The sequence below is a fragment of the Pantoea sp. NSTU24 genome, from assembly GCF_050157905.1.
Taxonomy (GTDB): domain Bacteria; phylum Pseudomonadota; class Gammaproteobacteria; order Enterobacterales; family Enterobacteriaceae; genus Pantoea.
Map to the genome: position 1 here is coordinate 3,770,320 of NZ_JBKIWZ010000001.1, position 26,181 is coordinate 3,796,500.

Consider the following 26,181-nt stretch of genomic DNA (forward strand, 5'->3'; position numbering starts at 1 on the left):
TTGAATTGATTGCTCTCAAACGAGTTTTTGGCATCTTCACCTTAAGTCGCGATTATCAAGTTACTTTGTTGTGCTGAAGCGCTGTTGGTATCAATAGAGTATGAGCTGTGCGGATACTAATGCAGGACATGCTCCCTTCTTGGGTCAGCAAGGTGCGATGATTTTGAGTTGGAAGAGGAAAGTACGGGGAGTTGTGTTCGCACCTAAGAAAAGGCCTGAACAATTTAGTCAGAAAGCGTGAAATTACGCTGTGCGCAGGTGTCGTGTAGCAACGCACAACTTATCAGAATAGCTTGCCCAGCAGCTTAATAAAGAAAAATACATCGCTAAAACTGCTGATACCTCTGAATAAATGGGCTGCGAATATGTTCGCTTTGAAGTAGTCCTTCATGCCCGATTTATCCCCAACACGATTGCGGTAAAGCCCCAAAAAGTGACGAGCCTCCACCAGCGCATGCCGGTACAAAAATACCTTTATTTTTTTGTTTTGTTCCGCTAACTGGATGATTTCCGCGATCACTTCAACATAGCTTATAGCACGAACATCATAGTAATCCGGTCGGTGTGTGATAGAGGTCTTGACCTGCCCCCAAGATTAGATACAACCTTCAGTTAGTAATGTCGGTTGGTTTTTCTTCATATTTCCCGTTTCGCCAGTCCGCTGCAAATTCAGCTGGCGTCTGGTAATCCAGCGATGAATGTGGACGGCACTCGTTATAATCCTGCCGCCAGTCGTTAATGATTTTCCTGGCGTGAACGATATCGCTGAACCAGTGCTCGTTCAGGCATTCATCTCTGAATTGGCCGTTAAAGCTCTCAATAAATCCGTTCTGTGTCGGCTTGCCCGGCTGGATAAGCCGTAGTTCCACACCATGCTCAAAAGCCCATTGATCGAGCGCGCGGCAGGTAAATTCCGGGCCCTGATCGGTTCTTATCGTAGCCGGATAACCGCGAAACAACGCGATACTGTCCAGAATACGCGTGACCTGAACGCCTGAAATACCGAAAGCAGCGGTGATCGTCAGACACTCCTTCGTGAAATCATTAACACAGGTCAGGCACTTGAGCCTGCGACCGTTGGCCAGTGCGTCCATAACGAAATCCATCGACCATGTCAGGTTCGGCGCATCCGGACGTAGAAGCGGAAACCGTTCGGTCGCCAGCCCTTTACGGCGTCGTCTGCGTTTTACGCTCAGTCCATTAAGGTGGTAAATACGGTATACCCGCTTGTGATTGACGTGAAGGCCCTCCCGACGCAGTAGCTGCCAGATGCGCCGGTAACCAAAACGTCTGCGTTCAAGCGCCAGTTCAGTGATACGCCCTGATAAATGTGCATCAGCAGATGGACACTGAGCGTCATAACGGCAGGTCGACAGGGACAAACCTGTAAGCCTGCAGGCACGACGTTGCGACAGACCGGTCGCATCACACATAAACTCAACGGCTTCCCGCTTCTGGCCTGTCGTCAGTACTTTCGCCCCAGAGCCACCTGAAGCGCCTCCTTATCCAGCATGGCTTCGGCAAGTAGCTTCTTGAGGCGGGCGTTCTCCTCTTCAAGAGATTTAAGCCGCTTCACCTCAGGGACTTCCATGCCACCAAACTTCTTGCGCCAGGTGTAGAAAGTGGCATCGGAAATGGCGTGCTTACGGCAGAGCTCACGGACAGAAACCCCGGCTTCCGCTTCGCGAAGAATACTGATGATCTGTTCGTCGGAAAAACGCTTCTTCATGGGGATGTCCTCATGTGGCTTATGAAGACATTACTAACATCGGGGTGTGTTAATCAACGGGGAGCAGGTCACAACAACCTGACGCAGCCGAACCCGGCAAAAGCCTTCCGGGGTGAACTCATTGCTCCGTGGTGTGCAGAAAACCCGGAATTAATCAGTGAAGAAAACAGCGCCGCAGCATTGCTGGAAAAAATCAAAGCCGAACGTGCAGCCAGTACAGGTAAAAAAGCCATACGCAAAGATCCTGATTCTTATTTTTTTTTCGCACCTTTCTTTCTGGTGCGATTTTTATTATTTTATTTACCAGCTAAACCTTAATATTTATATTCAAATGATTTTATAAATAGCGTATTTCACGCTGTTCCAGGCTGGACTTTAGTTCTCTTTCCTGATGATATATACAGGTATTTGGCGCGGCGCGGATGTGCTGCAACACACCCGCGCCGCTAATCACAATCACTATTTAGAAGGAATAGTAATCATGACTGACGCCCATTCTATTGCACAACGCTCTGAACCAGAAGTCTCGTCTTCAAATAACCGCCAGTTAACGGTCAGCTACGCGAGTCGTTATCCGGATTATAGCCGGATACCTGCTATTACTTTGAAAGGACAATGGCTGGAAGCTGCCGGTTTTGCCACAGGCACAAAAGTAGAGGTAAAGGTCATTGAAGGTTGTATTGTTCTCACGGCCCGGCAGGAGAGCGAACTAATGCAGTCGCTGCGCCAGGTCTGCAAACTGTCGGCGCGGAAACAAAAGCAGGTGCAGGAATTTATTCAGGTGATATCCGGTAAACAGAAAGTAGCCTGAATAAGCAGCCGCTCCCGATATTATATCGGGAGCGGTTAACTGTCAGGACGCAATTACTTTCGACAGCACATCCGTTGCATTCCTTTCATACAATATCAATGCGCCCGTATGCCATCGCGGATAAAAACGAATATTCAGCCGCTGCTGACAATTTTCAGTCGAATAAATAAAGAGTATGCCTTTACAGACTTCAGGCTTTAAATACCTGCGTCTGATGCCACTCAACAAACCGCTCAGCAGGCCACAGCATTTTATCTTTTGGCAGATGAAGCCTGTGTCCTTCAAATGCCCAGAAAAGCTGGTCCACAATCGGACTGCGATTGATTCCACCTGATATCTGAATCCTGAAATCTTCATCAACGCCGATAGCGCCCCTGTCGAAAGCAGAATGGTGTACGGAACAGAGGGCCAGTCCGTTACTGACTTCACAGGGGCCACCATATTGCTTCCAGCGGATATGCGCGGCCTCAAGTCCCACCAGCGCGCCATCGAGTCGCAGGTCATATCCGCAGATAGCGCACTGTGAGTGATAAGCCCGTAAAATCATGTCGCGAAAACGAGGGTCGCGGGCTCTCATCAGCGCAACAAAATCGAAGTCCAGCAGTTCGGCCAGCTTTATCTGGAGACTTTCCGGAAAGCGCTCAGTCAGAATCTGCTGCGCCAGTCTGTCGATCAGCTCTGAATTTTTTTGCAGAGTCTGATAACTCTCTTCATCAAATCCGCCACGAACCTGGTTTTCAATCAGCTCGCGCTTAGTAGGCTGAGTGTTGCCTTTGCGAGGTCGGCAATTCTCTGTGTTTTCCAGCATCCAGAACCCATCGGTCCTCAATCGCCAGAACGGCATATTCGGATAGTACTCTCGCCGCTTCGGACCAAACTCTGTCAGCAGCCTGGTCAGCGGTTCGTCAATCTCGTTTCCATAATTAAACAGCCGCAAGTGTCCTTTTTTGTACTGAGATAATACATACAGCAGCAGAAGAGGTTTATGAGGGGCACATTGATCGCCCTGGCGCCAGATCGTGACATCAGAAATGGCAGTCTTTAGTGATTCGGCTGGAGTCATGATCGGGTCTGAATAATGAATAACTTTTGCGATCATGCTCTTAAAAATACTGAGATTCAATGCATGCTTTTAATGGCACATGGCGAGCTGCTTCCGTTCCCCGACTCCAGAGTCTCTGTTATCCGAAAGGGTGTACGGCACACTCAAAAAATTGATCCATGCAAAGCAAACCTAAGAAACTGCCCTCCAGCCTCGATCGCCTGAAAAATAATCGATAACATTCCCGGGCAAACTGCATAGGGAGATGCAAATATGAGCACCAGAAGGGAAATTAAGGATGGGGCACTCTTTGACGTACTCGACAGAGGCCTGGTGTATACCGAGGTTCTGGGCTGGATTGATATGGGCCATGCCCGTGGCAATGATGTCGCTGCGCTGAGGCGTCAGTTCGCGGAAGGCGAGCGTAGCGGCCAGCCATCGTATTCAGTCATGTACCGGCAGGATATGGGCATACTGAAGTTCAAATCGCGGTTTGGGGTCGGCAAATTCTCTCGATGGGAGATAAAGCGAGGCCGGAGTAGCGATGAGATCAACAGAATGATGCTGGCGATGATGATGAACACCGCGTCCAGATTCGAAGGCCTGCAAAGCTTGCGGTCATTCTCATGGTATACCGATAGTGGTTTTAGTGGTGAAGATTTGGTGTCTGATCTGTTCGGGTTTTATCGGGCTATCATACCTGGCCGGTATGGCTATCAGCTCAGGCCAGTCAGCGATGGTTCAGCGATTCGCCGCTGGGATTACTACGGTGCTATCGGTTCCCATAAAAACCATGGATTCCGTCCGATCCTTTTTCCTGACCCGGATGAACCATGCGTGCGGCACCAGCCATATCTCGCCACTCTTCCACATTTTATGACCTGGCTCAGGCCATGGAACGATTTCACATCCGGAACCGTTAGAGTCGTTACCCATGATGGGACATCCCTCTCATTAATGGGCAATACGCAATGAAGAACCTGATTAAGTGGTGTGTGGCTCTGGCTGCCACCGTGCTGACCTGTGGCGGTCTGTTTACCGGGTTTATCGCGTCAGGTTCGAATGACGTTATCGTTTACACACAACGCGATTTTTTTAAATACCATATACTGACAGACCCCGATATTGAAAATGCCCCGCGTATAACGGACAACTACTACTTCGAATCGCACCCTGGCGACGGTTATTCTCCTTCAAATAGCATCGTATTTAAGGGGGCAACAGAGACGGCACCGCTGCGCGCTTATCTCGAAAAGCTGGGATACGTGAAGCAAACGCGCAGTCTGGGTGAGAAGGAGATATGGGCAAAGCCTGATAAGTCAGATGGGGATCTGTTCTTTCTGTATCTTGATCTCATAACCCATCAGGTTGAGCTTACTAAGGTTATGAACAATTGAGTCGCCTGAACCCGAGATTGTTAAGGCTATGCCGCTCGCTGCCGCTGGTCATCGCGCTGCTGCTGACAGGATGCGCCCGCTCTGACGCGCTGTGGACGGTCACGCATGACCTCTGCATGACTAACTATCACTACCGGCGCGATCCGGCTCCCTGCCAGCAGGTCTACCAGCCGCAGGACAGTAGCCAGGGCTTCAGCATCATCCAGAATCCTCGTTACAGGCTGCATTTTCTTCTGGTCCCCAATATAGCGATCTCTGGCATTGAGAGCATCACGCTATCGCGCCCCGGACGTCCCGACTATTTTGGTTACGCCTGGCTTATGCGTTATCAGCTGATGGCGGCCTATGGGGCCAGGGTGCCAGAGGATCGACTCGGCATGGCGCTGAATTCCGCTTATGGCCGTAGCCAGAATCAGCTACATATTCATCTGACCTGTCTGCGGACGGATGTTTATCGGCAGCTTCAGGCCGAGCGTCCTTACATTCAGGATGAGTGGCGACCCTTGCCTGACCGCCTGCTGAAACATACTTACTATGCCCGTCGCGTTATGCAGCCGACGGCGATGGGGATCTATCCTGTCAGCTCTGTGGCGCGTCATCTCCGGCTGTCGCCGCCGCAGCTGGCGGAATGGGGTGTAGCGCTCATCCCGGCGACGTTCTCAGGCGAAAAAGGGTTTATTCTGCTGGCTACCCGACGCGGTCTGGATAAGGGCAATCGGGCCTCCGTTGAGTCGCTACTGGATAAGCGCTGCGCGATCCTGTCAACGCCGCCAGCAGAGGTTTCAGCCAGCGATTAGCCAGACACCATTACCCCGAACTTTCAGCAGGCTGACCCTCACCCAATCCTCTGATCGCCGGAATCAGGCTGATGGCGAGAGTGACAATAACGATCGCCAGCGCAGAAAAGATCAGCACATGGCACATGCCGTAACGCAAGGCCAGTCCTTCAGGAGATCGCCACGAAAGAGCCTACCGCATCACAGGTACAGACCCGCGTCAGCTTCTTTTGGGGGATGTGCCTCTGTAACGCATGGGCTAAGCTCACGCCGGATAGCCCGGACATCATCCTGGCCTTTATGAATCGGGAAATCAGACAGCCTTGCCCGGCGTACTGGATCTTCAGCAATGTGGACAGGCCACACCCTTCATAAACATCCTCACCTGAACAGATCCTTTGCATTGACAAGGGGCTGGATTGCAAATCAAAGGGCTGCTTATCGCAGCCCTTAAAACAATCAGTGCAGGCAGCACTGCTTATATTTTTTACCGCTGCCGCACGGGCAGGGATCGTTGCGGCCTGGCATTTTCTCTGCCGACACGGGCTTCTGCGGAACCGGAATGGCTTCAGGCTGAGAAATCCAGTGGTCGTGCAGCGCCAGGGCCGCCGGACGAATCGCCTCAATGCTGGCTTCCATCTCTTCCGGTGTCAGGGCGTCGATTTTGTCGAGGTTCTCTTCCGTGCCGTGCAGGGCGATGGCGTCCAGCGCAGGCTGCAGCTCTGGCGGCAGACCAGACCAGTCGCTCAGCGAGACACCGCGCATGTAGCCAAAGCACCACTCTTCCACCACGGTAAACTCCAGACCTTCCATCTCGCGGATGCCAAACAGCGGTTCGAACTGCTCCGGGAATTCCGATAAGCGGTCAGCCACGTCATTCATGTGCTGGAAGCACAGCGACATAAAGCGGGTCATTTCGCGCTCATTGCTCCATTTGGGAATATGCTTCTCGCCACCCCACAGCGCGACCAGCCACTGGCTGGGTTCGATGGTCACGGGGCCAGAGAGCACGGCAGTCAGCAGACCATCCAGCTCGGAGACATCAATAATTGACGCTTCGCTGCCATATTTTTCCAGCATATCTTCCAGCCATTGCAGCTCTTTTTCAGACAGTGGGCCTTCTTTCATGCGGTTGCCTCCCGGGCGTATCAGATTTCAGCGTGGCGTTAAGCCTTAAAACCGCAGCAGTGTACACCCTTGCGGGCCACAAGACAGCTAACCCCGTTGCGGCGTCGCGGGCGGTTAAACTGCATTTAGCCGCTGTTTCCGGTCGTTAAGCAGGCGATAGCGGGCTGCACTTTATGGTACATTTTTGCGCTACCGCCCGCCTGATACATGCTTTAAAGCGTTAAGTTAATGATTAAAAAATGAAAAATGGACTTACTCTCTGCCAGGCGGATGCCGGGTTACGCGTGAGGTCTGTCTCTCTTCACCCGTGGGCCAGCAGAGTGCTCAGGCTGTTCACGCCAGTTATCCTTTTCCTGCTGGCAGGCTGCGGCACCCTGTCGCAGACCTCCGCGCCGGTAAGCGATCGTGTTTATCTTACGCATGCCACCTTTGACGAAAACGTCGATGACATCGTGCAGCATTACATGCAGCAGAAGCAGGTTCCCGGCATCAGTATTGCGGTCATCCATCATAATGGGCCGACCCGCTTTTATCCCTTTGGCGTCACCGACCGCGTGCATCGCCATCCGATCACGCCGGATACCCTGTTTGCGCTGGGATCGCTGAGTAAAGGCGTAACGGCAGAGGTGATTATCCAGCTGGTGGAGCAGGGCAGGCTGCGCTGGAGCGATACCCTGGCCGATTTGTTGCCTGAAAAGGTCACGCTGAGCGCGGATGCGCGGCGCATCACCTTGCTGCAGCTGGTGACCCATACCTCCGGTCTGCCGCGTCAGGATATGGATCTGCCGATGCTGGCGCAGTTTATCGGTTATCTGGGTACGGGCGAGAACTTCTATGGCAATCTCGACAGCGACACGCTGCTGAGTTATCTGGCCGATTTCACCGCGCCCGCCGTGCGCGTGCCGCACTACTCAAACCTGGGCTATGCGCTGCTCGGTTATATCCTGCGCACCCGTTTTCATCAGGACATCCAGACGCAGGCATCAGCGCTGATCTTCGCGCCGCTGAAGATGAATCAGAGCAGTTTTGTGCCGGAAACGCTCGCGGGCTACCCGCTGCGCGCGCTGGGGCATGCCGGCGATCAGCCGAAATTTATCCGTCGCGGTGCGCTGACGCCCGACTGGCATTTTCACGGTAACATGGTGGCCGCAGCCAGCCTCTACAGTAATGCGCGCGACTTAAGTACCTATCTGCGCGCGCATCTGCGTGCGACCGGCGACAGGTCGCGGGATCGTGCGTTCGCCGCAGTCGGGCAGGCGTGGTATCAGCAGGGCTCGCAGACGCAGAATATTGCCTGGGTGACTGACAGGGTCGGCGGGCAGCAGATCACCTATCAGGTAGGTTATATCGGCGGTTACGCCAGCTTTATCGGCTACGATAAACAAAACGGTAATGCGATATTGGTACTGCAGAACGGTTTTAACTGGAGCAACTATTTGGGCATTGCGCTGTTGGTCGATCTGGCAACTCAGGATAAAGTGGTCTCGCAGTAACCGGTCAGCTGGCCTGTGTGCAGTGAAGTGAGCCGCGCTGTTTTCTCTGCAAAGTGCGTCAGCGCACCGGAACTGAAGTGCGATAAAAATTGTCTTTAGCCTGACTGTCAAAATTTAACGTGGAAATCATTATGCGCAGGACTCAACGTGTACTTTTATCAATGGGATTACTGGTTGGCTCGCTGAGCCTGATCCCCGCGGTTCAGGCCGCTGGCGAAGCAACGGATAACGTTCCGCCACCGCCACAGGTTCAGCCCGCGAATCCGGGCACACAGCCTGCTGCGGGCACCGCTCAGCCGGATGCCGGTGCTGCGCAAAGCCAGGCGCCAGCCAGCTCACAATCCAATGATGGCATCACGCCAACCACACCTGCACCGTCTAACGGCGCGCGTCCGAATTACGAACTGAGCACCATCATCATCGATTACAAAGAGTATAAAATCGGTGATACCGTGCCAGAGAAGTACACCGGCAAAACCTACACCATCGGTGAGTGGCAGAAGCGTAACCTGCCTGCGCCACAGGAAAATACCCACTGGGCGTACATCAACGCCAACTACATTCTGATTACCAATGACACCGGCAAGATCGTCATGGGTAAATCAGGTGATATCTTCTTCCGTGGCTGAGTGAAAAAGCCGGTCGTGATGACCGGCTTTTTTTAGCGCCACCCTCTGGTTTTGCGGCGTCACCCGGCGGGCTGTGCTATACCTGTTAATCCACGCCGCAGATTCCACATCGGGTTAACCCGGCCAGTCCAGTAACCGGCCCAGCAGGCGCGTGGCCGCCGTGATTTGCGTGTCGCTGCTGTTGCCATAGCCCATCACCAGCCCGGTTCGCGCCGGTTCAGACAGATAAAAGGCCGAGAGTGCCGAAGGCGCGAAACCCGACTGAAGCAGTCTGCGGGCGATGGCCTCGTCATCCCGCTGCGAATCGAGCGGCAGCACCAGATGCATACCGCTTTCACCGCCCAGCAACGGCACGGCCCGCCCCGCCGCACGCTGCAGTTCACTGCGCAGCCATGTCTGACGCTGACGGTAGAGACGACGCATCTTGCTGAGGTGACGGCGATAATCCCCATTCAGAATAAAGCGTGTCAGCGCCAGCTGTTCCAGCCGGTTTCCGCCCCGCAGCAGCTGATTGAGTGCCGGACGCAGACGGCTGACGAGTGACGTGGGCAGCACCATGAAACCAATCCGCAGCGCAGGAAACAGTGTCTTACTGAAAGAGCCGAGATAGATAACCGGTGCATTGCCGCTCATGCCCTGCATCGCCGTGATGGGTTCACCGTGATAATGGAAGTCACCATCGTAATCATCTTCAATAATCCAGGCCTGCTGCTGGCGCGCCGCCGCAATCAGTGCCAGACGTCGGGCGGCGCTCATGACTGCACCGGTAGGGTACTGGTGCGTGGGCGTGGTGTAGATGAGACGGGGTGGCGTCAGCGCCCAGTCGGCTGGCCGGGGGGCCATACCCTGATGATCGGTCGGAATCGGCACCATGTTCAGTTCACCCGTCCGGAACGCCGCTCTGGCACCCCGATAGCCTGGCTCTTCGAGCCAGCCATAGTCGCCCGGATTGGTCAGCAGGGCGACGCACAGCATCAGCGCCTGCTGCGTTCCTTCGGTAATGACAATCTGTGCGGCATCACAACGCACCCCGCGTGTGATACGCAGCTGCTGCGCCAGCACGGCCCGCAGTTCGGGCTCGCCGGACGGATCGCCATAACCGAGCCGCTGCGGTGACGTCTGGCTCATGACCTGACTCATCGCCCGTCGCCAGGCCGCCATCGGAAAGTGGTTAAGGGCCGGGATGCCAGGTCGCAGAGGCAGTGCGCCGCTGTCGATCCATGGACTGTGTTGAAAGGCGTCAATCCGGTTTGCCAGGGGCCAGCTGTCGGGCATCGTCTCCTCCGCCTCTCTGACAGGCAGCGCCAGCGGGCTGACGCGGCTGCCCTGTCTGTCGCTGGTGAGATAGCCCTCTGCCTGCAACTGTGTCCAGACGTTAAGCACGGTATTGCGCGACACACCCAGCTCCAGGGCCAGCTGCCGGGTGGCTGGCAACCGTGAACCGGCCGCCAGCTGTCCCTGTAAAACAGCCTGTTTTATGCGCTGATAAAGCTGCTGCTGCAGCGTCGTTCCGGCCGCCGTCGTTAAGGGCGCCAGCAGCAGGGTGGAGATCTCTGACGTCATGGTCTGCTCACGTGGATCTATGAATTCTACTGATTGTGGTACTTTTTAACCTGCCAGGGTAGTGGCAATCTGCTGACATCATCCGCAGCCGGGAGGCGATATGTCACAGCAGATCAATGAATATGGACAGCCAGTGGGGGCGTCTTTACCTGACTGGCAACCTCGTCCTGTACCGGAACATCAGGTTTTTACCGGCGAGAGCTGCCGGCTGGAACCGTTCAGTCTGGCACGGCATGGCGACGAACTGTTTGCATGCTGGTCCCTGGCGGAAGATGGCCGCGACTGGACATATATGTTTATGGGGCCGTTTAACGATCAACAGGCGTGGCTGGAGTATGCGCGTCAGCTCGAAACCAGCCGCGATCCGCTGCATTTCGCCGTTATCGATCTGGCTACGGAGCAGGCGATTGGCACGCTGTCATTAATGCGCATTCAGCCTGAACATGGCGTGATGGAGGTCGGCCATGTCGCCTTTTCACCGAGGCTGAAACAGACCCGGATGGCAACGGAAGCCCACTTTCTGCTGATGCGTTATGCATTTGAGACGCTGGGCTACCGGCGCTATGAGTGGAAATGTGACAGCTGCAATGCCCCCTCCCGCAAAGCGGCAACACGTCTCGGTTTCCGCTATGAAGGGGATTTCCGTCAGACCATTGTTTATAAAGGGCGTTCGCGTGACACCAGCTGGTTCTCCATTATCGACAGTGAATGGCCGCAGGTGAAAAGGGGACTGCAGCGCTGGCTGGCGGAAGATAACTTTACGGCTGACGGTCAGCAGCGCGAAAAGCTGGAGGCGCTGCGCAATCGGGGCTGATCGGCCGCAGGCTATCTGTCAGGACAGCTGCCAATAGGATGGGGGGGCGCGCCTTGCTGAAAAATATCGATGACAACCGGTAATGCGCAGCGGCGTGCGGTGCGCGTCGCAATGGTTTGTGGCAGGCAGGGCCTCACGCCTCTGCGATCGTCCGCAGGGGCGTGAGACGGAAAAGGCGTTAAGACTGCGGTACGATTTTAATTTCCACCATGCCAATGCCGAGTCTGCGGGGATCCTGACCCGTAATATTGCCGGTGTTGCTCAGTTGCGGTTCAGGCGGGGCAATCACCAGCTGATGACTGGCACCGGGATTGTCAAAATGCAGGGTATGGGTGGATAGCTCCTCGCCCAGCGACAGCAGTTGCTCCTGATCGCCAACCCGGACCGGAATCGCCCGGTGTGCGTTAGCGCCGTAGGCGCGTGCGGTGATCACCAGATCAAACTTCGCCGGCAGCGCATCGACATAGTCGATCCGTACCTCGGGCGCGAGATTGGCGTTGGACCAGCGTCCCCAGCTCTCAGGCCGGGAGATGCCGCTGAAGCTTTTCACGCTCTCCGGTGCGCCCGGCACGTCGAGCCTGAAGCTGTCGGCGCTGTAACGAATGTTGTTATCTTCCACCCGGATTAGCGCCAGATTCTGCTGGTAGCGCGCTTCTGTGACGGGGCCTTCCGGGAACTGCACTTTTCCTTTCCACTGCGGTTTATCGACAAGCGTAACCGATGGCGTGCCGCCGGGCTGCCCCATCGCCACACAGAGATCGCCGGAGAGCGCCAGTGAAGGCTGCCAGAGTCGCGCCATTTTAAAGCAGCGATCCACCCAGACGAATTTATCATCGAGGGCAAAATCGGCGAGCTGATAACGCAGCGGGGCGGAGTATTCGCCCTCTGGCATCGGCTCAACATGTTTGTCGCTGATGCGGAACAGGATCGGCAGCTTAAAGGTGGTGCCGGAGAAGCTGAAGGTATTCTTTGCCTTATCTATCGTGAAGGTGTCCATCTTCTTCGGGAAGTTCCACAGCTGAATAATATCGGGCTTCCAGCTCGACACCTTGCTCTTCATATCGTCGAACTGGGTCGAGAGCGAAAGCGAGGAGAGGCTGCTGCGGCCCAGGCCAATCGCATTGTCGCCGCCCAGAATATCCAGCAGGGTAGCGCCGTTATCCAGCGTGCTGCGCTTTGCCTCCATCAGTTCCGCCTGCGGCTTGTCACCCCGGATTACCATGAACAGATTGCGGCGTGGCTGCTTAATCAGCCAGGGGTGCGCCGTATTGTTCATGGCCAGATGATCCGAACTCACCACAATCACGGTGTTCCGGAACCACGGCGATGCTTTGATACGATCAATCAGACGCGCAACGTGCTCCTGCGAACAGGCGACGGCGCTAAAGGACTGATTGGGTTTGCCCTCCATGCTGTAGCTTCTGCGCGCACAGCTGCGCGAAATAAATCCGTCGGGATGATGGGTATCAACGGTCAGCGTAAACAGCGCAAAGGGCTTACCGGCTTTTGAGAGTTCCTGATACTTCTCAAAGACTTCGTCCAGTACCGTATCGTCGTAATAGCCCCAGTTATTGCGGTACGCCGGATCGGCGACACGGCTTTTCAGCTCCTGCGAGCCATAGAGGTTTTTGGGATCAAAACCGTGGGATTTCAGGAAAATATCCTTACCGGCAAAGCGCAGATCGGCACCCTGAATAAACCAGTTTTCGTAACCTGAGTTTTTCAGGATGTCGCCCAGACAGACATTCTGCGGATAGAAGCTGGAGAGCGAGGCCGATGCATTGCCGTCAAACGGCGCAAAGAGCGGAATACCGCATTGTGAGGCGACCATGCCCGCAATGGTGTAATCGGTGCCCGGCAGCTGTTCGGTCTGGCTGAAGTCAATGCTCTGCGCTTTCTGACGGTTCAGTTCCGGCGCTAAACCCGGGAAAGCGGTGGCGTCGAAATAGGTGCGCTCCAGGCTCTCACCATAAATGTAAACCACGTTGAGGTGCGGCTTCTCAATGTGGTTGCGCGGCACTTTATAAAAGTTATCGAAGTCAGAATCGGCCAGCTGGGTGTGTGACACCACCAGTGTGGCGACCTGCCGAAAGGCGGGTGTCGTCTGAACCGAACCCAGCGCACAGACCGCTGCCAGCAGCGACCAGCCCAGATGATGCGGACGCTTACGCCGCCGCAGGATCCACGACAGCAGACAGAACAGCAAAAACAGCACGATAATCAGGCCAATCGCCGGCACCACATATTTACTGACGCCCGCGCCGGTCAGACTGTTGGTGAGGGTATAAAGCACCGCATCATTAATGCCGTCACCGGTAAAATAGTTGCTGGCATACAGGGTGGCATTCAGAACAACGAATAGCACCAGCAGAAGAAGAACAAGTATGAACCAGAATTTATTACGCCCGGCTTTACAGGAATAGATTGCAATAGCGGCCAGAAATAACGCGACGGACACCAATTCGGACAACGGAAAATCCTCTCTCTACAGGCTACGCGAGGCGTCGCGCAACCGGCCACCTTCGTGGGATGGTTTTTCGACAATCTATATGGGCTGTCATCAGGCTGCAACATATCCGGTCCGATTTGTGCAGTGATGAACAGATTGGCTGAGGGTCATTTAAGAAGAGAGGTTATCAGGCGTGACGGTGGCTGACGCGCACCGTCAATCGCGCAGGGATCAGGCCGCTTTTCAGAGTTTGCCGGTGAGATACTGCGCTTCGCCATCGGCAAAGCTCCAGTCACCTTTATCGTTAGTAATAAAGCTGATCATCAGGTCATTGCCCTGAACGCCACAATGCTCACGCAGCTCCCGCGCCAGTTCGGCCATAAAATGCTGTTTCTGCTCAGTGCTGCGCGGGCTGGTATAGACCCGGACCATCACCAGATTGTCACTGCGGCTGAATCCCAGCCCGGTATCCTGGAAGACCATCTGATAACGCTTGTTTTCCTGAACAATCTGGTAGCGGTCGCGTTCCGGCACCTTAAAGGCGGTAAGCACGGCACGGTGCGCCGCATCCAGCAGAGTACGCACTTCTGATTCTGAACGGCCTTCAATCACATCAAATTGCAGCAGCGGCATAGCAGAGTCCTCATTGGGGGTAAGCACCCTATGGTGACCACTTTATCCGGCGGGAAAAAGCGCGTAGCCTGAATTGATTATTCATTATAGTGAACAATGATGGCAGAGATGAAAACCGATACGCTGTGGGAGCATCTGCACTGGCTGACCGTGCTGGCCGATCAGGGCAGCTTTACCCGTGCGGCTGAGCGGCTCGGCGTCAGTAAAGCAGCAATGAGCCAGAAAATTAAAGAGCTGGAGGCGCAGGCTGGTGTGCTGCTGGTGCAGCGCACCACGCGCAGCGTCCGGCTAACCTCGGCGGGCGAAAAGCTGGTGGAAGAGCTGCGCGATCCCTTTACCCGCATCGAACAGAGCTTTTTCAGCGTGCGCGACAGGGCAGGGCCGGTACGTGGTCTGGTGCGCATCACTGCGCCAGTGGCCTTTGCCCGTCAGCAACTGGTGCCGCTGATTGGGGAGTTTTTGCGTGACTATCCTCAGGTTCGTCTGCAGCTGGATGTCACCGATCGTCTTGTCTCGCTGAGTCATGAGGGCTATGACCTGGCGATCCGGCACAGCGACACGCTGCCGGAAACACATGTGGCGCTGCCGCTGTGTGAAACGCAGACGTTGCTGGTCGCCTCCCCCGCTTATCTCAGGGCGCAGGGCGTTCCGCAGTGCCCGCAGGATCTGGCGCAGCATAACTGCCTTTACTATCCGCGTGGCGTGGAGTCACCGCGCTGGCGCTTTGTCACGCCTGCAGAGAGTGAATCAATGCAGGTACAGATTGCGGGCAGCTTCGCCACCAATAACAGCGAGTCGATCCGCGATGCGGCTCTTCAGGGGCTGGGAATCGCCATGCTGCCCGATTTCAGCGCCCGTGAGGCGCTGGCGGCGGGGACATTGCGGCGGGTGCTGCCCGAGTGGCAGCCGGTGGAGGCTTTCGCGACCCGCCTGTGGATCGTGCGACCCTGGGCGGCCCAGGTGCCGCGTGCAGTCACCACCTTTACACACTGGCTACGCGCGCGCTTTGGCCATTGAGGGCAGGGCCAGCGCAGAAGGCGCAGTGTGCATCATCGCCCCAATCAGGCTGCTGCGATTATAGAGGCCGAGCCGCAGATTGAAGTCGAGATGCAGCCGCTCGTTGCCGGTTAATTTGATAATGGGTGGCGGCGTCTGCGGCCGCTGGTGAAACATCACCGACTGCGCAAAGGCGCTGCTGCTGTCGGCATGGAGACGCTGATAATACCAGGCGCTGGCTTCACCTTTTCGCAGATAGAGGTTGGCCCGCCGGTATTCCCGCATCGCGACCTGCTGCGCTATCGCCAGCAGATGGCGGGAGGGATTCTCCATACTCTGCACAATCAGTGGAAAATCGTCGCGTTTCTTCAGCTCGTGGAAATAGTTGCGGATACCGAGGTTTTTAACCGGTGCCAGCTGCTTCAGCCATTCACGAATAAACGGGTTTTGCGCGGGTGCGGCAATAAACCAGCTCTCGATAACGGGTGCCAGCAGGTTCATCGTGGCTTGCTCACGGTAATAGCCAATCAGATCCATCGGACGCGCTTCATGTGCGCGATGTACCCACGCGAGATTTTCAAACAGCAGGGTGCTGCAATCAATACCGATGCCGCCGTAGCGATGAATCAGCTCAAGCCGGATGATCTCACTTTTATGGGCCAGTGTCAGATCGGAAGAGGTCAGGCTGAAGTCGGGCAGCCATTGCGGCAGCGTGCGCTGAGTCACCAGATAGACCTGGTGGTCCGGGTTATCCCGCCGGATATTACGGATGTTCAGTGCCATTGAGGCGGGCAGGCGGTCGTGATGCCATACCATCCAGACAATTTTGGGAATAGCCGGTAATGCTTTCTGTTGTGCGACTAAAACCACGTTACTTTCCTGCCCCGGATCATATTCCGGCGCCTGAAGACGGCTCTGCTGTTTTTTATTCCATAACATCTGGCTACTGAACGAGATTCTTTTCCAGTTGCGCCAGATTTTATGTGCCGGACGCTGACGAAGTGAAGTCATGGTACACCTGTTATTTTTATTTTCCCGTTATCGTGCAGGCTCTGTCCGTTCCGCCAGAGGCGTAAACGTGCGGGGTTGCAGACCGGCTGCAAGCCCATGATTACGGGACGTGTTGAAGAGTTTTCCCTGATGGCGACGCAGTGCGAAAGTGCGCGATAGTTTCCTCACGGCGGATTAATTGCACTGCATCTTTTTAATAAAACATTATTTACGCATTAGCTATCTCTTTTTTTGACTTTAGGATAATACGGAAATAATCCGGTCACCTTCTGAGAATAATAATGCCGACAGCGTTAATCATTTATTTAAATGCGGCAACCGCCTGGTTTAAGGAATATCTGAAGATAATCTGAAGCGAGTGGGATGAATGGCGGGCAGGCGCGTGTCTCAGGTTACCGTTGGCCTTAAAATGTGGCGTAAGCATGGCTCATCAGTGCGCAGAACCGGACAGCATCAGAGAGCATTGTCTACGCTTAAGAAGAACTTACTGAGAAAGGAGCACGCATGCAGAGTGAATCCTATGGTTTACTGGCGGTTGATAAGCAGGGCAATCGCGTCCTTTTCCTGAATCCGGAGACGTTCGCCGTCGAGCGGGAACTGAACGCCTTTCCGCCGCGCCCGCATGAACTTCTGATGCTGGCGCCGTGGGGAAAAGCGTACGTACCGATCTATGGGGACGGCGTTCACGGTGATAATCCGCATCCGGGTCACAAAGTCGCGATTATCGATTTACAGCGTCGGGCGATCAGCGGCTTTATCGATCTGTCGCCGCTGCGGGCCCCGCACAGCGGGCAGCTGGGGCGGGATGGCAAGGTCTATCTCTGCTGTGAGCAGAGTGCCGCCGTCGCAGTGATCGATCCGCTGACCGACAGCGTGGAAAAAGTGATTCCGATCCCTTCGCATAATGCTCATCGTCTGACGCTGTCACCCAGCGGGCGCAAACTGTTCACCGATAACGAAGAAGATGCGACCATTACCGTGGTAGACCTCTGTGAGGCAGAAGGGCGGGTCATCGATACGATCCTGCTGCCCGGCTCTATCGCGGGTATTGCCGCCTCGCCAAAACACCCTTATCTGGTCGCCAGCGCCGCCGATGCACCGCTGCTCTATGTAATCGATCGACAGAGCCACCGTATCCGTCAGCGCCTGACGCTGCCGGGCCATCAGCAGCCCTGTCAGGTGGTGCGTTTCAGCGCAGACGGGGAACAACTGGTGGCAATAGGTAACCAGGAGCCGCTGGTCACGCTGTTTGACGATCTGCTGAATCCGCTCGGTGATATCGGCACAGGCCGGATGCCGATGGACGGGTGCTTCACACCCGACAGGCAACAACTGCTGATTGCCAATCAGGGTGACGGCACACTGAGTGTGATTGACCTGACACAGCGAAAAGTCATTGCCACGCCGCATGTCGGCACGGGTTGTGAGGTCCTGGGCTATTTTCCACGCGATCAGATAAATGGCCGGTGATAGATAGCGGAGCTCCAGTGACGACTGCTGGCATGCTTTTCCGCCTGCCAGCCGCGCTTGCGTAATTCGCGCGCAATCATTTTGTTCATAATGCCATGCCCGAGCAGCAGTACCGTGCCGTGTTCTGAGTGCGCGATCAGCTTTTCCGCCGCTGCCGAAGCACGGCTGCGGGCATGGTGCAGTGACTCCGTTTCACCCGCATATCCGCAGAACCATAACAGGCGCAGCAGGGCCAGCCAGCACACGGTGGGCAGCTCTATCACGCCGCGCCGCAGCAGGGGCACAGCGACTTCGCTGAACAGCGCATCAATCTCATGCGGCTGCAGACCGAGCTGGCTCAGGGAAGACTGCGCGCGGGGCAGAGGACTACAGACCACCACCGTTGCCTGGCGTGCAATCGCCACGCTGCGTGGTGGCGGACCGTCATTGGCCTGTGACTGATCATAGGCTTCACACCACTCTGCCAGCGTCTGCACGTTGTGGCGGCCCGTAGCCCGGTGGTCAGGTTTACCGTGTCGCATCAGAATAATTGTCATCGCATCTCTGTCCGGCTTTTTGCCCAGAGTAACGCATTGTCTCTTCTCGCAGCCATTTTTCAGCATGAACAGGGTATGTCATCAGACGGTCACGGCGCTGTGCGATAACCGGCTGTGATGAAAGGGACATAGCCCAGTCTTCTTCCGCTTAATGATTAGAGAAAATGGTAATTTACTCTCATGGGTGATCTTTTTTTGCGCGACAAAAAGCAGTTAACTGCCTGAATTTGCGCTAAAAATGTGTGATGATGTAGAGTGATAGTGAAGTTTTCCTAACAATTTTCGTCAGGATCTCTTGATTTATCTACGCGCGTAGATACACTAAGTCCCCAGTGATTGCTCACGGTGCCTGATGCACAGTCGGCTCCATTGATGGTTAAGTTACATTTGTTCAGTTTAAGCGACCGATGAAAAAAACATCGGCGAGACGGGGCGATGAATATGATTCCAACACCAGGGAATCCTTTAACCTTTCATCATGGTTAGTCAACTGAACGTCATCATTGTGGGAATTCCGCTTTGATTAGGGAATCGACCCATGGAGGGGCGTTTATCGATCTGCACAAGCATTCAGGGACAGGATTATGACGGCACACAACTCCGTTAAGCAGCAGGCATCACTTTCTTCAACTTCAGCCGCCGATGAGCGGTTTAATACCTCTTCTGGCCGCAAAGATTTCTGGCGCGCCACCTTCTCATGCTGGCTGGGCACAGCAATGGAGTACGCGGATTTCGCGCTCTATGGTCTGGCTGCCGGTATCATCTTTGGCGATGTTTTCTTTCCGGAATCGACACCCGCGATGGCGCTGCTCTCGAGCTTTGCCACCTGGTCAGTGGGCTTTATCGCCCGGCCCATTGGCGCGCTCTTTTTCGGCTGGCTCGGCGACCGCAAGGGCCGCAGGGTGGTGATGATCACCACCATTATTCTGATGGGAGCCTCCACCACCTTTATCGGTTTGATCCCGGCCTATGCCACCATCGGCGTCTGGGCACCTGCCTGTCTGGTACTGCTGCGTTTTACGCAGGGATTTGGCGCGGGCGCAGAGCTCTCGGGCGGTACGGTGATGCTGGGCGAGTATGCCCCGACCGCGCGTCGCGGGCTGGTCTCTTCCGTGATTGCGCTGGGCTCCAACAGCGGCACGCTGCTGGCCTCACTGGTCTGGCTGCTGGTGGTACAGATGGACCAGCAGAGTCTGCTGGCGTGGGGCTGGCGTATTCCTTTCCTCAGCAGTGCCCTGATTGCGCTGGCTGCGCTGTGGATTCGGCGCCACCTGCGCGAAACGCCGGTATTTGAACGCAGAAAAGCGGAGATGGAAGCAGAACGGGCGGACGTACTGGCCGCGCCGCTGACCGATGAGCGGCCTTTCTTTCAGCGCACCCGGGCATTCTGGACCATGGTGGGCCTGCGTATTGGTGAAAATGGCCCCTCTTATCTGGCTCAGGGCTTTATGGTGGGTTACGTCGCGAAGGTGCTGCTGGTCGACAAATCTGTGCCGACCACAGCGGTGTTTCTGGCGTCCCTGCTCGGTTTTCTGATCATTCCTTTTGCAGGCTGGCTGTCGGATCGTTTTGGTCGCCGGGTGGTCTATCGGGTGTTCTGTCTGTTACTGATGATCTACGCCTGGCCCGCCTTTACGCTGCTGGACACGCGTGAGCCGATGCTGGTGATCCCGGTCATTGTGGCCGGCATGGCGCTGGCGTCGCTGGGCATTTTTGGTGTGCAGGCGGCATGGGGCGTCGAGATGTTCGGCGTGCATCATCGCTATACCAAAATGGCAGTGGCCAAGGAGCTGGGCTCAATTTTATCCGGCGGAACAGCGCCGCTGATTGCCGCTGCTATGCTCTCTTATACCGGCCACTGGTGGCCTATCGCGGTCTATTTTTCGGGGATGGCCGCGATTGGATTCTTCACCACCTTTGTTGCGCCCGAGACACGAGGGCGAAATCTCAATTTGCCTGAAGATGCCATTTAAATTCGTCTGTGCAGGCTATCTGTCAGGATTGGATGAAAAGCAGCAGGCCGTGTAACGCGGCCTGTTTTTTTATGGAGGAACACGATGTGCCTAAGTCGTTAACGGGAAAAGTGACCCGCAGTGAAGTGGCGAAAGCGGCAGGCACGTCAGTGGCAGTCGTCAGTTATGTCATTAATAACGGGCCGCGTCCGGTGGCCGAAGCGACCCGTCAGCGCGTACTGGAAGCGATAAAAGCAACCGGCTACCGGCCTAATGCGGCTGCCCGCGCGCTGGCCTCCGGCAACACGAAAACCTTTGGGCTGGTGGTACCTAACATCGGTAATCCTTTTGTGGCCTCCATGGCTCACGTGCTGTTACAGGAGTCCATGAACCACGGTCACGTCATGCTGCTGGGTGATGCAGGGGACGATCGCAGGCGTGAGCTGGAATTGATTCAGGGACTGCTGAACCGGCAGGTCGACGGCCTGTTTTACAATAGCGTGGACCGCCATCCTTATATCGATCTGATTAAAGCCAGCGGAACGCCACTGGTCATGCTGGAGCGGGTTGAACCGCAACCTGGTGTGAATATGCTGCGGGTCAATGAGCGTCAGGCGGCCTGGCAGGTGACGGCGCATCTGTTGAGCCATGGCTATCAGCAGGTCGGCATCATCAGTGGCCCGCTGGAGATGCTCAACGCGCAGGATCGTATTCAGGGCTGGCGCGATGCCATGCAGGAGCGCAGTCTGCCGATTGATGAGTCGCTGATGTTTCCGGCCAGCTATACCCCGCAGGGCGGATATGCCGCGGCTCAGGCCATGATTGCCCGTCGCTGCGTGCCCCGTGCGCTGTTTGCCAGCAATGAGGGACAGGCGATTGGTGCGCTGCGCGCCTTTTCCGAACATCAGATCCGGGTGCCTCAGGATGTGGCGCTGGTCTGTTTCAACGGCACCAATCACTCGTCATTTCACGTTCCGACATTAACGACCGTGCGCCAGCCACTGCGTGAGATGGCCCGCTCCGCCATTCAAATGCTCAAAGAGGGGCAGAGTGAAGCCCAGCTGAAGGAGTTTCCACACTATCTTGAAATCGGTGAATCCTGCGGCTGTCAGCCGCAAAGCCAGAGTTAGATTATAAGAACATGAAAAGAATCATTATTGATTGCGATCCCGGTAATGGGATCGCAGGTGCCAACACCGACGATGGGCTGGCGATTGCGCTGGCCTTAGCTTCACCCGGACTGTCACTGGAATTAATCACCACCGTAGCCGGTAATACCCCCAGCGACGTGGGTGCGCGCGTTGCGAAAGATCTGATTGTCCGGCTGGGATTAACCATCCCGGTCGTTCAGGGCGAGACGCGGGCGCTTCAGGAGGATCCGGCGCCATGGCGCGAAACGCTGGATAACCGGGTCAGTCAGCTTGCGCTCGATTCACTCTGGCAGGATGTGCCATCGCCAGCGGCGCTCACAGCCGATGCCTTTGATGCCGCCGACGCTATCGGCAGACTGATTTGCGATAATCCGGGGGAGATTACCCTGGTCGCGATTGGTCCGCTGACTAACGTGGCGCTGGCAATGCAGCGTTATCCTGCGATGGCCGAATCGGTCGCCGAGATTGTGATTATGGGCGGCGTGTTTGCGCTGGACGATTACATCAAAGATACCAACTTCGGCCTGGACCCGGAGGCGGCGCATCAGGTGTTGCACAGCGGAGCCGCCGTCACGCTGGTGCCAATGGATGTGACGACGCAGACGCTGCTCACTCAGCAGGATTTGACCCGCCTGACCGCAGTGAACCATCCGCTGACCACGTTTGTGCGTGATACGCTGCGGCCCTGGATCGACTATTCAGTCGCGACCCGGCAGCTTACAGGATGCTGGATCCATGATGCGCTGGTGGTCGCCTGGCTGCTGAATCAGCGGGTTGCATCAGGCATTGATTACCAGGTGGATATCGAATTACGACCGGGTGCAACGCGCGGCAAAAGCTGGCGTTACCGGCGGCCGCTCCGGCTGACGGTAGGCGTACCCGAAGCGTGCGGCGCATCGGTCCATGTGCTGCATCAGGTTGATAACGCACTGCTGCTGTCGATCATCGAAGAGGCGTTTAAGCGCCTGAAAATGTAACGCCTCGCCGGGCATATAAACCTGATAGCGGGCTGTGCCGAATCGGGCTTCAGCCCACCGCGCGGCTCCGTATGTCTGAGCCAGAGATCTGGCGATCAGCGGCGTGGCTGTGCAGGCAGAAAGGGCAGGGAAGGCCCTGTTCAGATCGCCTCACAGACGTCGATCCAGCGGGCGTTTGTCAGTTCAGCCATCTGCTGTGGCGAAATGCGAACGGCGCTGTGGATTGCACCCGCAGCAGGCAGGACTTCGTCAAAACTGCGCAGGGAAACATCACAGTAAACGGTCAGCGGATTTTCCAGACCAAAAGGACAGACGCCACCCACCGGATGGCCGGTCCAGTTAATCACTTCATCGACGCTGAGCATCCGCGCCTTCGCACCGAGTGCCGCTTTCAGTTTGCGGTTATCCAGTCGGGCATCACCGCGTGTCACAATCAGCACCACATCGTTTTTTACTTTCAGTGACAGCGTTTTCGCAATCTCTCCCGGCGTCACGCCGTGGGCGCGGGCCGCCATGGCGACCGTTGCGGTACTCCCGGCCAGTTCAATAATTTCAATTTCAGGGGCGTGTTCGGCGAAGAACTGGCGCACGGACTCCAGACTCATCTTTCTCTCCAGGCTGATCGAAGGCGTAAAAATTGCCACAAGCCTCAGTGCCTGTAAACGAGATAAACGGAGAATTCGCGGGAATTAACCCTGTTCAGCTGCCGCTCAGGGTGCAGTTGCCGCATTGTTCTACATCCGGGATGCGATAACGCTGGCAACAGCTGCGACGGACCAGTTCGCCGTTGCGTGGGATCATGGTGCGGTAAAACGGATTTTCGCTGCCATCCAGCAGCCGCTGGCTGAAGAACAGTGCCTGTTCCAGTTGCAGCACCTGTGCCTCATCAATCTGGCTTTTCAGCTCGCCCAGAAACCACTGGAATGAGTAGCCCATGTTGTTCCAGATCAGGCGGGCGTTGATATCACCATGCTGCGTAATACCGTTCACGACCGGAATAAGATGCTGCTGAATCAGACGATCAATACGCTGCCGGGGATTCAGATAGCGCGCCTCCTCATCCTCCTGCACCTCGATCCAGAACGTCGCCGGATGACCATGCTGATGAAAGCCGACGCGGATATGCTCAGGCGAGCAGTCCAGCGCGCGCGACTCCTGCAGCAAAGCCATGATCAGTGGCGGCAGCAGCAGGCCAAAATACCATTGCGCCCAGAGTGAGAGCACCGGCTTCGCTTCCCGAACGGCATCAGGATGGTCGCGGTAGAGATAATCGCTGTAGCGCTGAATAAGCGGCGTAAAGTTGCCGGCCTGTGACCATGCAGCGAGTGTCTGCGTGTCATGGGGCGCAGGCTGACTGAACTTTGTTGATTCAAGCAGATAGCTGCGCTGTTGCTGCAGTTGCTCATGCAGACTTTCCGCCAGCGGGCGGTCGTTCTGCCGGAAGATCATCGACTGAGCGCTAAAACGCTGTTCCTGAACTGAAGCGGTTGCCATGACGACTCGCGAAAAGTGTAGATAAGAAAGCAAATGATAATCGTTATTGATTAACTCTACAAGTCGCGCAAAAAATCTTCTGCTGGCAGGGGGATGCGCAGGCGATAACCGGGGAAATCAGCGCAGACAGGGCAGGGCCTGTCACGACTGAATTTCCTGATAACGGGCAGAATGTGATTATTCAGGTCGGTTCGCTGGCGGTCTGTTGCGGTTTCCGTGGCAGATCTTCCCAGGCAAGGATCGTGTTCCTTCCCTGATTTTTGGCTACATAGAGGGCACTGTCAGCATTGGCGATAGCCTGATCAAACTCGTCATCATAAATAGGCGCGATGCCGGCGCTGATGGTGACGTGGGTCGACACGGTTTCGTTAAAAAGGTGGGGGATTTCTAAATCCACCACATACTGACGGATGCGTTCAGCCAGTTTCAGAGCAATTGAGCTGTTCACATTCGTCATCAGCACCAGAAACTCTTCGCCACCATAGCGGGTAACGACATCACGTGAACGCACCGCGTCACGAATGGCAACAGAGACGCGCGCCAGCGCCTGGTCGCCCATCGCATGGCCGTAGTTATCGTTGTAGGCTTTGAAGTGATCGATATCCAGCAGCAGCACATAATGGCTGCCCGCGTGGTTTTTCAGAATATTGTCGAGTCGGTTCTTCAGGCCACGGCGGTTATAAAGCCCGGTCAGTGGGTCGAGCATGCTGAGATCGCTGAAACTCTCTTTCTCTTCATAAAGCTGATGCATCAGGCGCAGCGTAAAATTGTCGGCGCGTCGGCGCATGAGATGCTGAAGCGAAAAGCCTATGAGCGGCAGGGCAATGGTCAGCAGAATCAGCGGCAGATGCTGTGCATTATCGAGCAGCACCACGGTCAGTACCGGGGGTGTCACATGCAGCCAGAAAGCCGCCAGATAATCGCTGAGGGCGATCGCACTGACAAATAACAGACTGATTAAGCTGATAATAAGAAAGCCTCCATCAAAATAGAATATCTGATGAAAGCGATAATTAATGTGCCATGCCCAGAGCATACCGAGCAGCAGCGCCACGGGATTTAACAGGGGAAGTCTTGCTTTAGGCCAGATTAAATAGGTTATTAATACGATACCGCTAAAGGCCATGATACTTACGAGCGGCAGGGTAGTATCACTCTTTTCAACGTTAATTATTGGCAGAAGAAAAAAGAGTGAAATAGCGATATTAAGAAAAAGAAAAAGCATCACCGACAGCCGGTATTTGCTCTGTTTAAGCTCTTCATAAGATTGTAATTTCATTGTAAATACTCGCGGCGACCCTGAAATACCAAAGCGCAAGCCGGCAGAATAGCTTCTGCCAGTCAGATAATTATTGCTGTTATTAAAAGTCTTATCGGCCGCAATCTAGCATTTTCCAACTGGTCTGTCATCTTTGGTGCCAGGACTGACAAAAACACGCTGCAGCCTGCGCAAAACTACTATATGATAATGGGAATGCTTATCATTTGGGGTTTCTGTCATGGGAATTGCGATTGTTGCGGCCTGCGGCCTGTGGGGTGTCAGCTGGATGCTGGGGAAGAAACTGGACAGTGCCTGGGGCGTCCTGCTGCCCTGCATCGCGCTGCCGCTGTTCGCCTTATGGGAACCGAGCTTCAGTCAGTGGCGGATGGTGATGACCGTGGCGCTGCTGCTGACCGTCGTCATGCTGTTTAATCATCGTCTGCGCCATTACCTGCTGTTGCCATCATGTCTGGCGTTAGCGGGCGGACTGGCGGCCGTCTCTGTGAACTTTCAGCTCAACTAGCACTGCAGAGCAGCTGCAGAACGGAACCGGGCGATAAATTAAAAACGAAGTGGAGTAAAAGAGTAAAACGGAACAGCAGGGGAAGAGAAGTGCGGCCAGAAACGACCTGAGGATGACAACGCTGGTGCGAAGAGAGGGACTTGAACCCTCACGTCCGTTAAGACACTAACACCTGAAGCTAGCGCGTCTACCAATTCCGCCACCTTCGCATCGGGTTGTCTTTTCATATCACCGCATTGGTGCGAAGAGAGGGACTTGAACCCTCACGTCCGTTAAGACACTAACACCTGAAGCTAGCGCGTCTACCAATTCCGCCACCTTCGCGCAGTGCTCGCGATATGAAATA

General features: G+C 55.3%; 26 protein-coding genes, 2 tRNA genes and 1 pseudogene. 14 read left to right on the forward strand and 15 right to left on the reverse strand.

Annotated features, from left to right (window positions below; all coding sequences use genetic code 11):
- Window positions 1-283 precede the first annotated feature (283 nt).
- Together ACLHDD_RS17840 and ACLHDD_RS17845 are read right to left on the reverse strand one after the other, a co-directional pair.
- Complete coding sequence (locus tag ACLHDD_RS17840) at window positions 284-520, reverse strand: hypothetical protein (protein ID WP_427105108.1); 237 nt, start codon at window positions 518-520, stop codon at window positions 284-286.
- Window positions 521-608: 88 nt separating this feature from the next.
- Window positions 609-1,729, reverse strand: a protein-coding gene (locus ACLHDD_RS17845) for an IS3 family transposase (protein WP_427105109.1) whose coding sequence is annotated in 2 segments (ribosomal slippage) — window positions 609-1,471 and window positions 1,471-1,729 — 1,122 coding nt in all. Because the reading frame shifts where the segments join, the coding sequence is not laid out codon by codon here.
- 63 nt (window positions 1,730-1,792) lie between these two features.
- On the opposite strand from ACLHDD_RS17845, the pseudogene ACLHDD_RS17850 reads away from it, so the two are divergent.
- A pseudogene (locus tag ACLHDD_RS17850) lies at window positions 1,793-1,969 on the forward strand (restriction endonuclease subunit S); the annotation flags it as partial.
- A gap of 241 nt (window positions 1,970-2,210) precedes the next feature.
- On the forward strand, window positions 2,211-2,540 hold the full coding sequence (symE, locus tag ACLHDD_RS17855) for an endoribonuclease SymE (protein WP_427105110.1): 330 nt from the start codon (window positions 2,211-2,213) through the stop codon (window positions 2,538-2,540).
- Between the two features lie 190 nt (window positions 2,541-2,730).
- On the opposite strand, the gene ACLHDD_RS17860 is transcribed toward symE, so the two are convergent.
- A complete protein-coding gene (locus tag ACLHDD_RS17860) occupies window positions 2,731-3,603 on the reverse strand; it encodes a phosphorothioated DNA-binding restriction endonuclease (RefSeq protein WP_427105235.1) in 873 nt (290 codons plus the stop codon).
- 252 nt (window positions 3,604-3,855) lie between these two features.
- On the opposite strand from ACLHDD_RS17860, the gene ACLHDD_RS17865 reads away from it, so the two are divergent.
- From ACLHDD_RS17865 to ACLHDD_RS17875, 3 genes are read left to right on the forward strand one after another with little or no spacing between them, the layout of a single operon-like run.
- Window positions 3,856-4,557, forward strand: a complete 702-nt coding sequence (locus ACLHDD_RS17865; RefSeq protein ID WP_427105111.1) for a hypothetical protein — start codon at window positions 3,856-3,858, stop codon at window positions 4,555-4,557.
- Window positions 4,554-4,979 carry a hypothetical protein gene (locus ACLHDD_RS17870; RefSeq protein ID WP_427105112.1) on the forward strand — a complete coding sequence of 142 codons (426 nt, stop codon included), beginning with the start codon at window positions 4,554-4,556 and terminating at the stop codon, window positions 4,977-4,979. The genes ACLHDD_RS17865 and ACLHDD_RS17870 overlap by 4 nt, the downstream gene beginning before the upstream one ends.
- A 17-nt stretch (window positions 4,980-4,996) precedes the next feature.
- The gene (locus tag ACLHDD_RS17875) at window positions 4,997-5,776 is read left to right on the forward strand and encodes a CDP-diacylglycerol diphosphatase (protein ID WP_427105113.1); all 780 of its coding nucleotides are present in this window, start codon (window positions 4,997-4,999) and stop codon (window positions 5,774-5,776) included.
- Window positions 5,777-5,786: 10 nt separating this feature from the next.
- Here the strand turns inward: ACLHDD_RS17875 and ACLHDD_RS17880 are convergent, their stop codons facing one another.
- Window positions 5,787-5,915 (reverse strand): hypothetical protein, encoded by a 129-nt coding sequence (locus ACLHDD_RS17880; RefSeq protein WP_427105114.1) that lies wholly within the window; start codon window positions 5,913-5,915, stop codon window positions 5,787-5,789.
- Window positions 5,916-6,214: 299 nt separating this feature from the next.
- Entirely contained in the window at window positions 6,215-6,883 is a 669-nt protein-coding gene (locus tag ACLHDD_RS17885; RefSeq protein WP_427105115.1) for a YecA family protein, read from the reverse strand.
- 239 nt (window positions 6,884-7,122) lie between these two features.
- Between ACLHDD_RS17885 and ACLHDD_RS17890 the strand changes: the two genes are divergently transcribed.
- Both ACLHDD_RS17890 and ACLHDD_RS17895 read left to right on the forward strand, forming a co-directional pair.
- Window positions 7,123-8,376 (forward strand): serine hydrolase domain-containing protein, encoded by a 1,254-nt coding sequence (locus ACLHDD_RS17890; RefSeq protein ID WP_427105116.1) that lies wholly within the window; start codon window positions 7,123-7,125, stop codon window positions 8,374-8,376.
- 131 nt (window positions 8,377-8,507) lie between these two features.
- Window positions 8,508-9,005, forward strand: coding sequence for an RcnB family protein (locus ACLHDD_RS17895; protein WP_427105117.1), 498 nt, complete (start codon window positions 8,508-8,510; stop codon window positions 9,003-9,005).
- Window positions 9,006-9,119: 114 nt separating this feature from the next.
- On the opposite strand, the gene ACLHDD_RS17900 is transcribed toward ACLHDD_RS17895, so the two are convergent.
- On the reverse strand, window positions 9,120-10,568 hold the full coding sequence (locus tag ACLHDD_RS17900; protein WP_427105118.1) for a PLP-dependent aminotransferase family protein: 1,449 nt from the start codon (window positions 10,566-10,568) through the stop codon (window positions 9,120-9,122).
- Window positions 10,569-10,668: 100 nt separating this feature from the next.
- Here ACLHDD_RS17900 and ACLHDD_RS17905 point away from each other — a divergent pair, with 100 nt between their 5' ends.
- Window positions 10,669-11,382, forward strand: coding sequence for a GNAT family N-acetyltransferase (locus ACLHDD_RS17905; RefSeq protein ID WP_427105119.1), 714 nt, complete (start codon window positions 10,669-10,671; stop codon window positions 11,380-11,382).
- 178 nt (window positions 11,383-11,560) lie between these two features.
- Here the strand turns inward: ACLHDD_RS17905 and opgB are convergent, their stop codons facing one another.
- Both opgB and ACLHDD_RS17915 read right to left on the reverse strand, forming a co-directional pair.
- On the reverse strand, window positions 11,561-13,852 hold the full coding sequence (gene opgB / locus ACLHDD_RS17910) for a phosphatidylglycerol--membrane-oligosaccharide glycerophosphotransferase (protein WP_427105120.1): 2,292 nt from the start codon (window positions 13,850-13,852) through the stop codon (window positions 11,561-11,563).
- Window positions 13,853-14,074: 222 nt separating this feature from the next.
- Entirely contained in the window at window positions 14,075-14,464 is a 390-nt protein-coding gene (locus ACLHDD_RS17915) for a tautomerase family protein (RefSeq protein ID WP_427105121.1), read from the reverse strand.
- Window positions 14,465-14,563: 99 nt separating this feature from the next.
- Between ACLHDD_RS17915 and ACLHDD_RS17920 the strand changes: the two genes are divergently transcribed.
- The gene (locus ACLHDD_RS17920; RefSeq protein ID WP_427105122.1) at window positions 14,564-15,481 is read left to right on the forward strand and encodes a LysR substrate-binding domain-containing protein; all 918 of its coding nucleotides are present in this window, start codon (window positions 14,564-14,566) and stop codon (window positions 15,479-15,481) included.
- On the opposite strand, the gene ACLHDD_RS17925 is transcribed toward ACLHDD_RS17920, so the two are convergent.
- On the reverse strand, window positions 15,458-16,471 hold the full coding sequence (locus ACLHDD_RS17925) for a glycosyltransferase family 32 protein (protein WP_427105123.1): 1,014 nt from the start codon (window positions 16,469-16,471) through the stop codon (window positions 15,458-15,460). The two genes, ACLHDD_RS17920 and ACLHDD_RS17925, sit on opposite strands and share 24 nt — an antisense overlap.
- A 504-nt stretch (window positions 16,472-16,975) precedes the next feature.
- On the opposite strand from ACLHDD_RS17925, the gene ACLHDD_RS17930 reads away from it, so the two are divergent.
- Window positions 16,976-17,941, forward strand: coding sequence for a WD40 repeat domain-containing protein (locus ACLHDD_RS17930; protein WP_427105124.1), 966 nt, complete (start codon window positions 16,976-16,978; stop codon window positions 17,939-17,941).
- Here ACLHDD_RS17930 and ACLHDD_RS17935 read toward each other — a convergent pair.
- Window positions 17,923-18,477 carry a histidine phosphatase family protein gene (locus ACLHDD_RS17935; RefSeq protein WP_427105125.1) on the reverse strand — a complete coding sequence of 185 codons (555 nt, stop codon included), beginning with the start codon at window positions 18,475-18,477 and terminating at the stop codon, window positions 17,923-17,925. The genes ACLHDD_RS17930 and ACLHDD_RS17935 overlap by 19 nt on opposite strands.
- Window positions 18,478-19,061: 584 nt before the next feature.
- On the opposite strand from ACLHDD_RS17935, the gene ACLHDD_RS17940 reads away from it, so the two are divergent.
- The 3 genes from ACLHDD_RS17940 (at window position 19,062) to ACLHDD_RS17950 (ending at window position 22,557) form a co-directional block, all read left to right on the forward strand.
- On the forward strand, window positions 19,062-20,450 hold the full coding sequence (locus tag ACLHDD_RS17940) for an MFS transporter (RefSeq protein ID WP_427105126.1): 1,389 nt from the start codon (window positions 19,062-19,064) through the stop codon (window positions 20,448-20,450).
- Between the two features lie 86 nt (window positions 20,451-20,536).
- Window positions 20,537-21,559 (forward strand): LacI family DNA-binding transcriptional regulator, encoded by a 1,023-nt coding sequence (locus ACLHDD_RS17945; protein ID WP_427105127.1) that lies wholly within the window; start codon window positions 20,537-20,539, stop codon window positions 21,557-21,559.
- Between the two features lie 11 nt (window positions 21,560-21,570).
- A complete protein-coding gene (locus ACLHDD_RS17950) occupies window positions 21,571-22,557 on the forward strand; it encodes a nucleoside hydrolase (RefSeq protein WP_427105128.1) in 987 nt (328 codons plus the stop codon).
- Between the two features lie 140 nt (window positions 22,558-22,697).
- Here ACLHDD_RS17950 and ACLHDD_RS17955 read toward each other — a convergent pair whose 3' ends face one another.
- From ACLHDD_RS17955 to ACLHDD_RS17965, 3 genes are all read right to left on the reverse strand, one after another.
- The gene (locus ACLHDD_RS17955) at window positions 22,698-23,162 is read right to left on the reverse strand and encodes a YbaK/EbsC family protein (RefSeq protein WP_313652982.1); all 465 of its coding nucleotides are present in this window, start codon (window positions 23,160-23,162) and stop codon (window positions 22,698-22,700) included.
- A gap of 94 nt (window positions 23,163-23,256) precedes the next feature.
- Window positions 23,257-24,051: a siderophore-iron reductase FhuF gene (gene fhuF, locus ACLHDD_RS17960; protein WP_427105129.1), complete on the reverse strand. Its 795-nt coding sequence runs from the start codon at window positions 24,049-24,051 to the stop codon at window positions 23,257-23,259.
- Window positions 24,052-24,232: 181 nt separating this feature from the next.
- Window positions 24,233-25,330, reverse strand: a complete 1,098-nt coding sequence (locus ACLHDD_RS17965) for a GGDEF domain-containing protein (RefSeq protein WP_427105130.1) — start codon at window positions 25,328-25,330, stop codon at window positions 24,233-24,235.
- A 220-nt stretch (window positions 25,331-25,550) separates the two neighbouring features.
- Between ACLHDD_RS17965 and ACLHDD_RS17970 the strand changes: the two genes are divergently transcribed.
- Window positions 25,551-25,835, forward strand: a complete 285-nt coding sequence (locus ACLHDD_RS17970; protein WP_313652986.1) for a DUF1435 domain-containing protein — start codon at window positions 25,551-25,553, stop codon at window positions 25,833-25,835.
- Window positions 25,836-25,957: 122 nt separating this feature from the next.
- On the opposite strand, the gene ACLHDD_RS17975 is transcribed toward ACLHDD_RS17970, so the two are convergent.
- Together ACLHDD_RS17975 and ACLHDD_RS17980 are read right to left on the reverse strand one after the other, a co-directional pair.
- Window positions 25,958-26,044: transfer RNA gene (locus tag ACLHDD_RS17975), tRNA-Leu, on the reverse strand.
- A gap of 28 nt (window positions 26,045-26,072) precedes the next feature.
- A tRNA-Leu gene (locus ACLHDD_RS17980) sits at window positions 26,073-26,159 on the reverse strand.
- Window positions 26,160-26,181 lie beyond the last annotated feature (22 nt).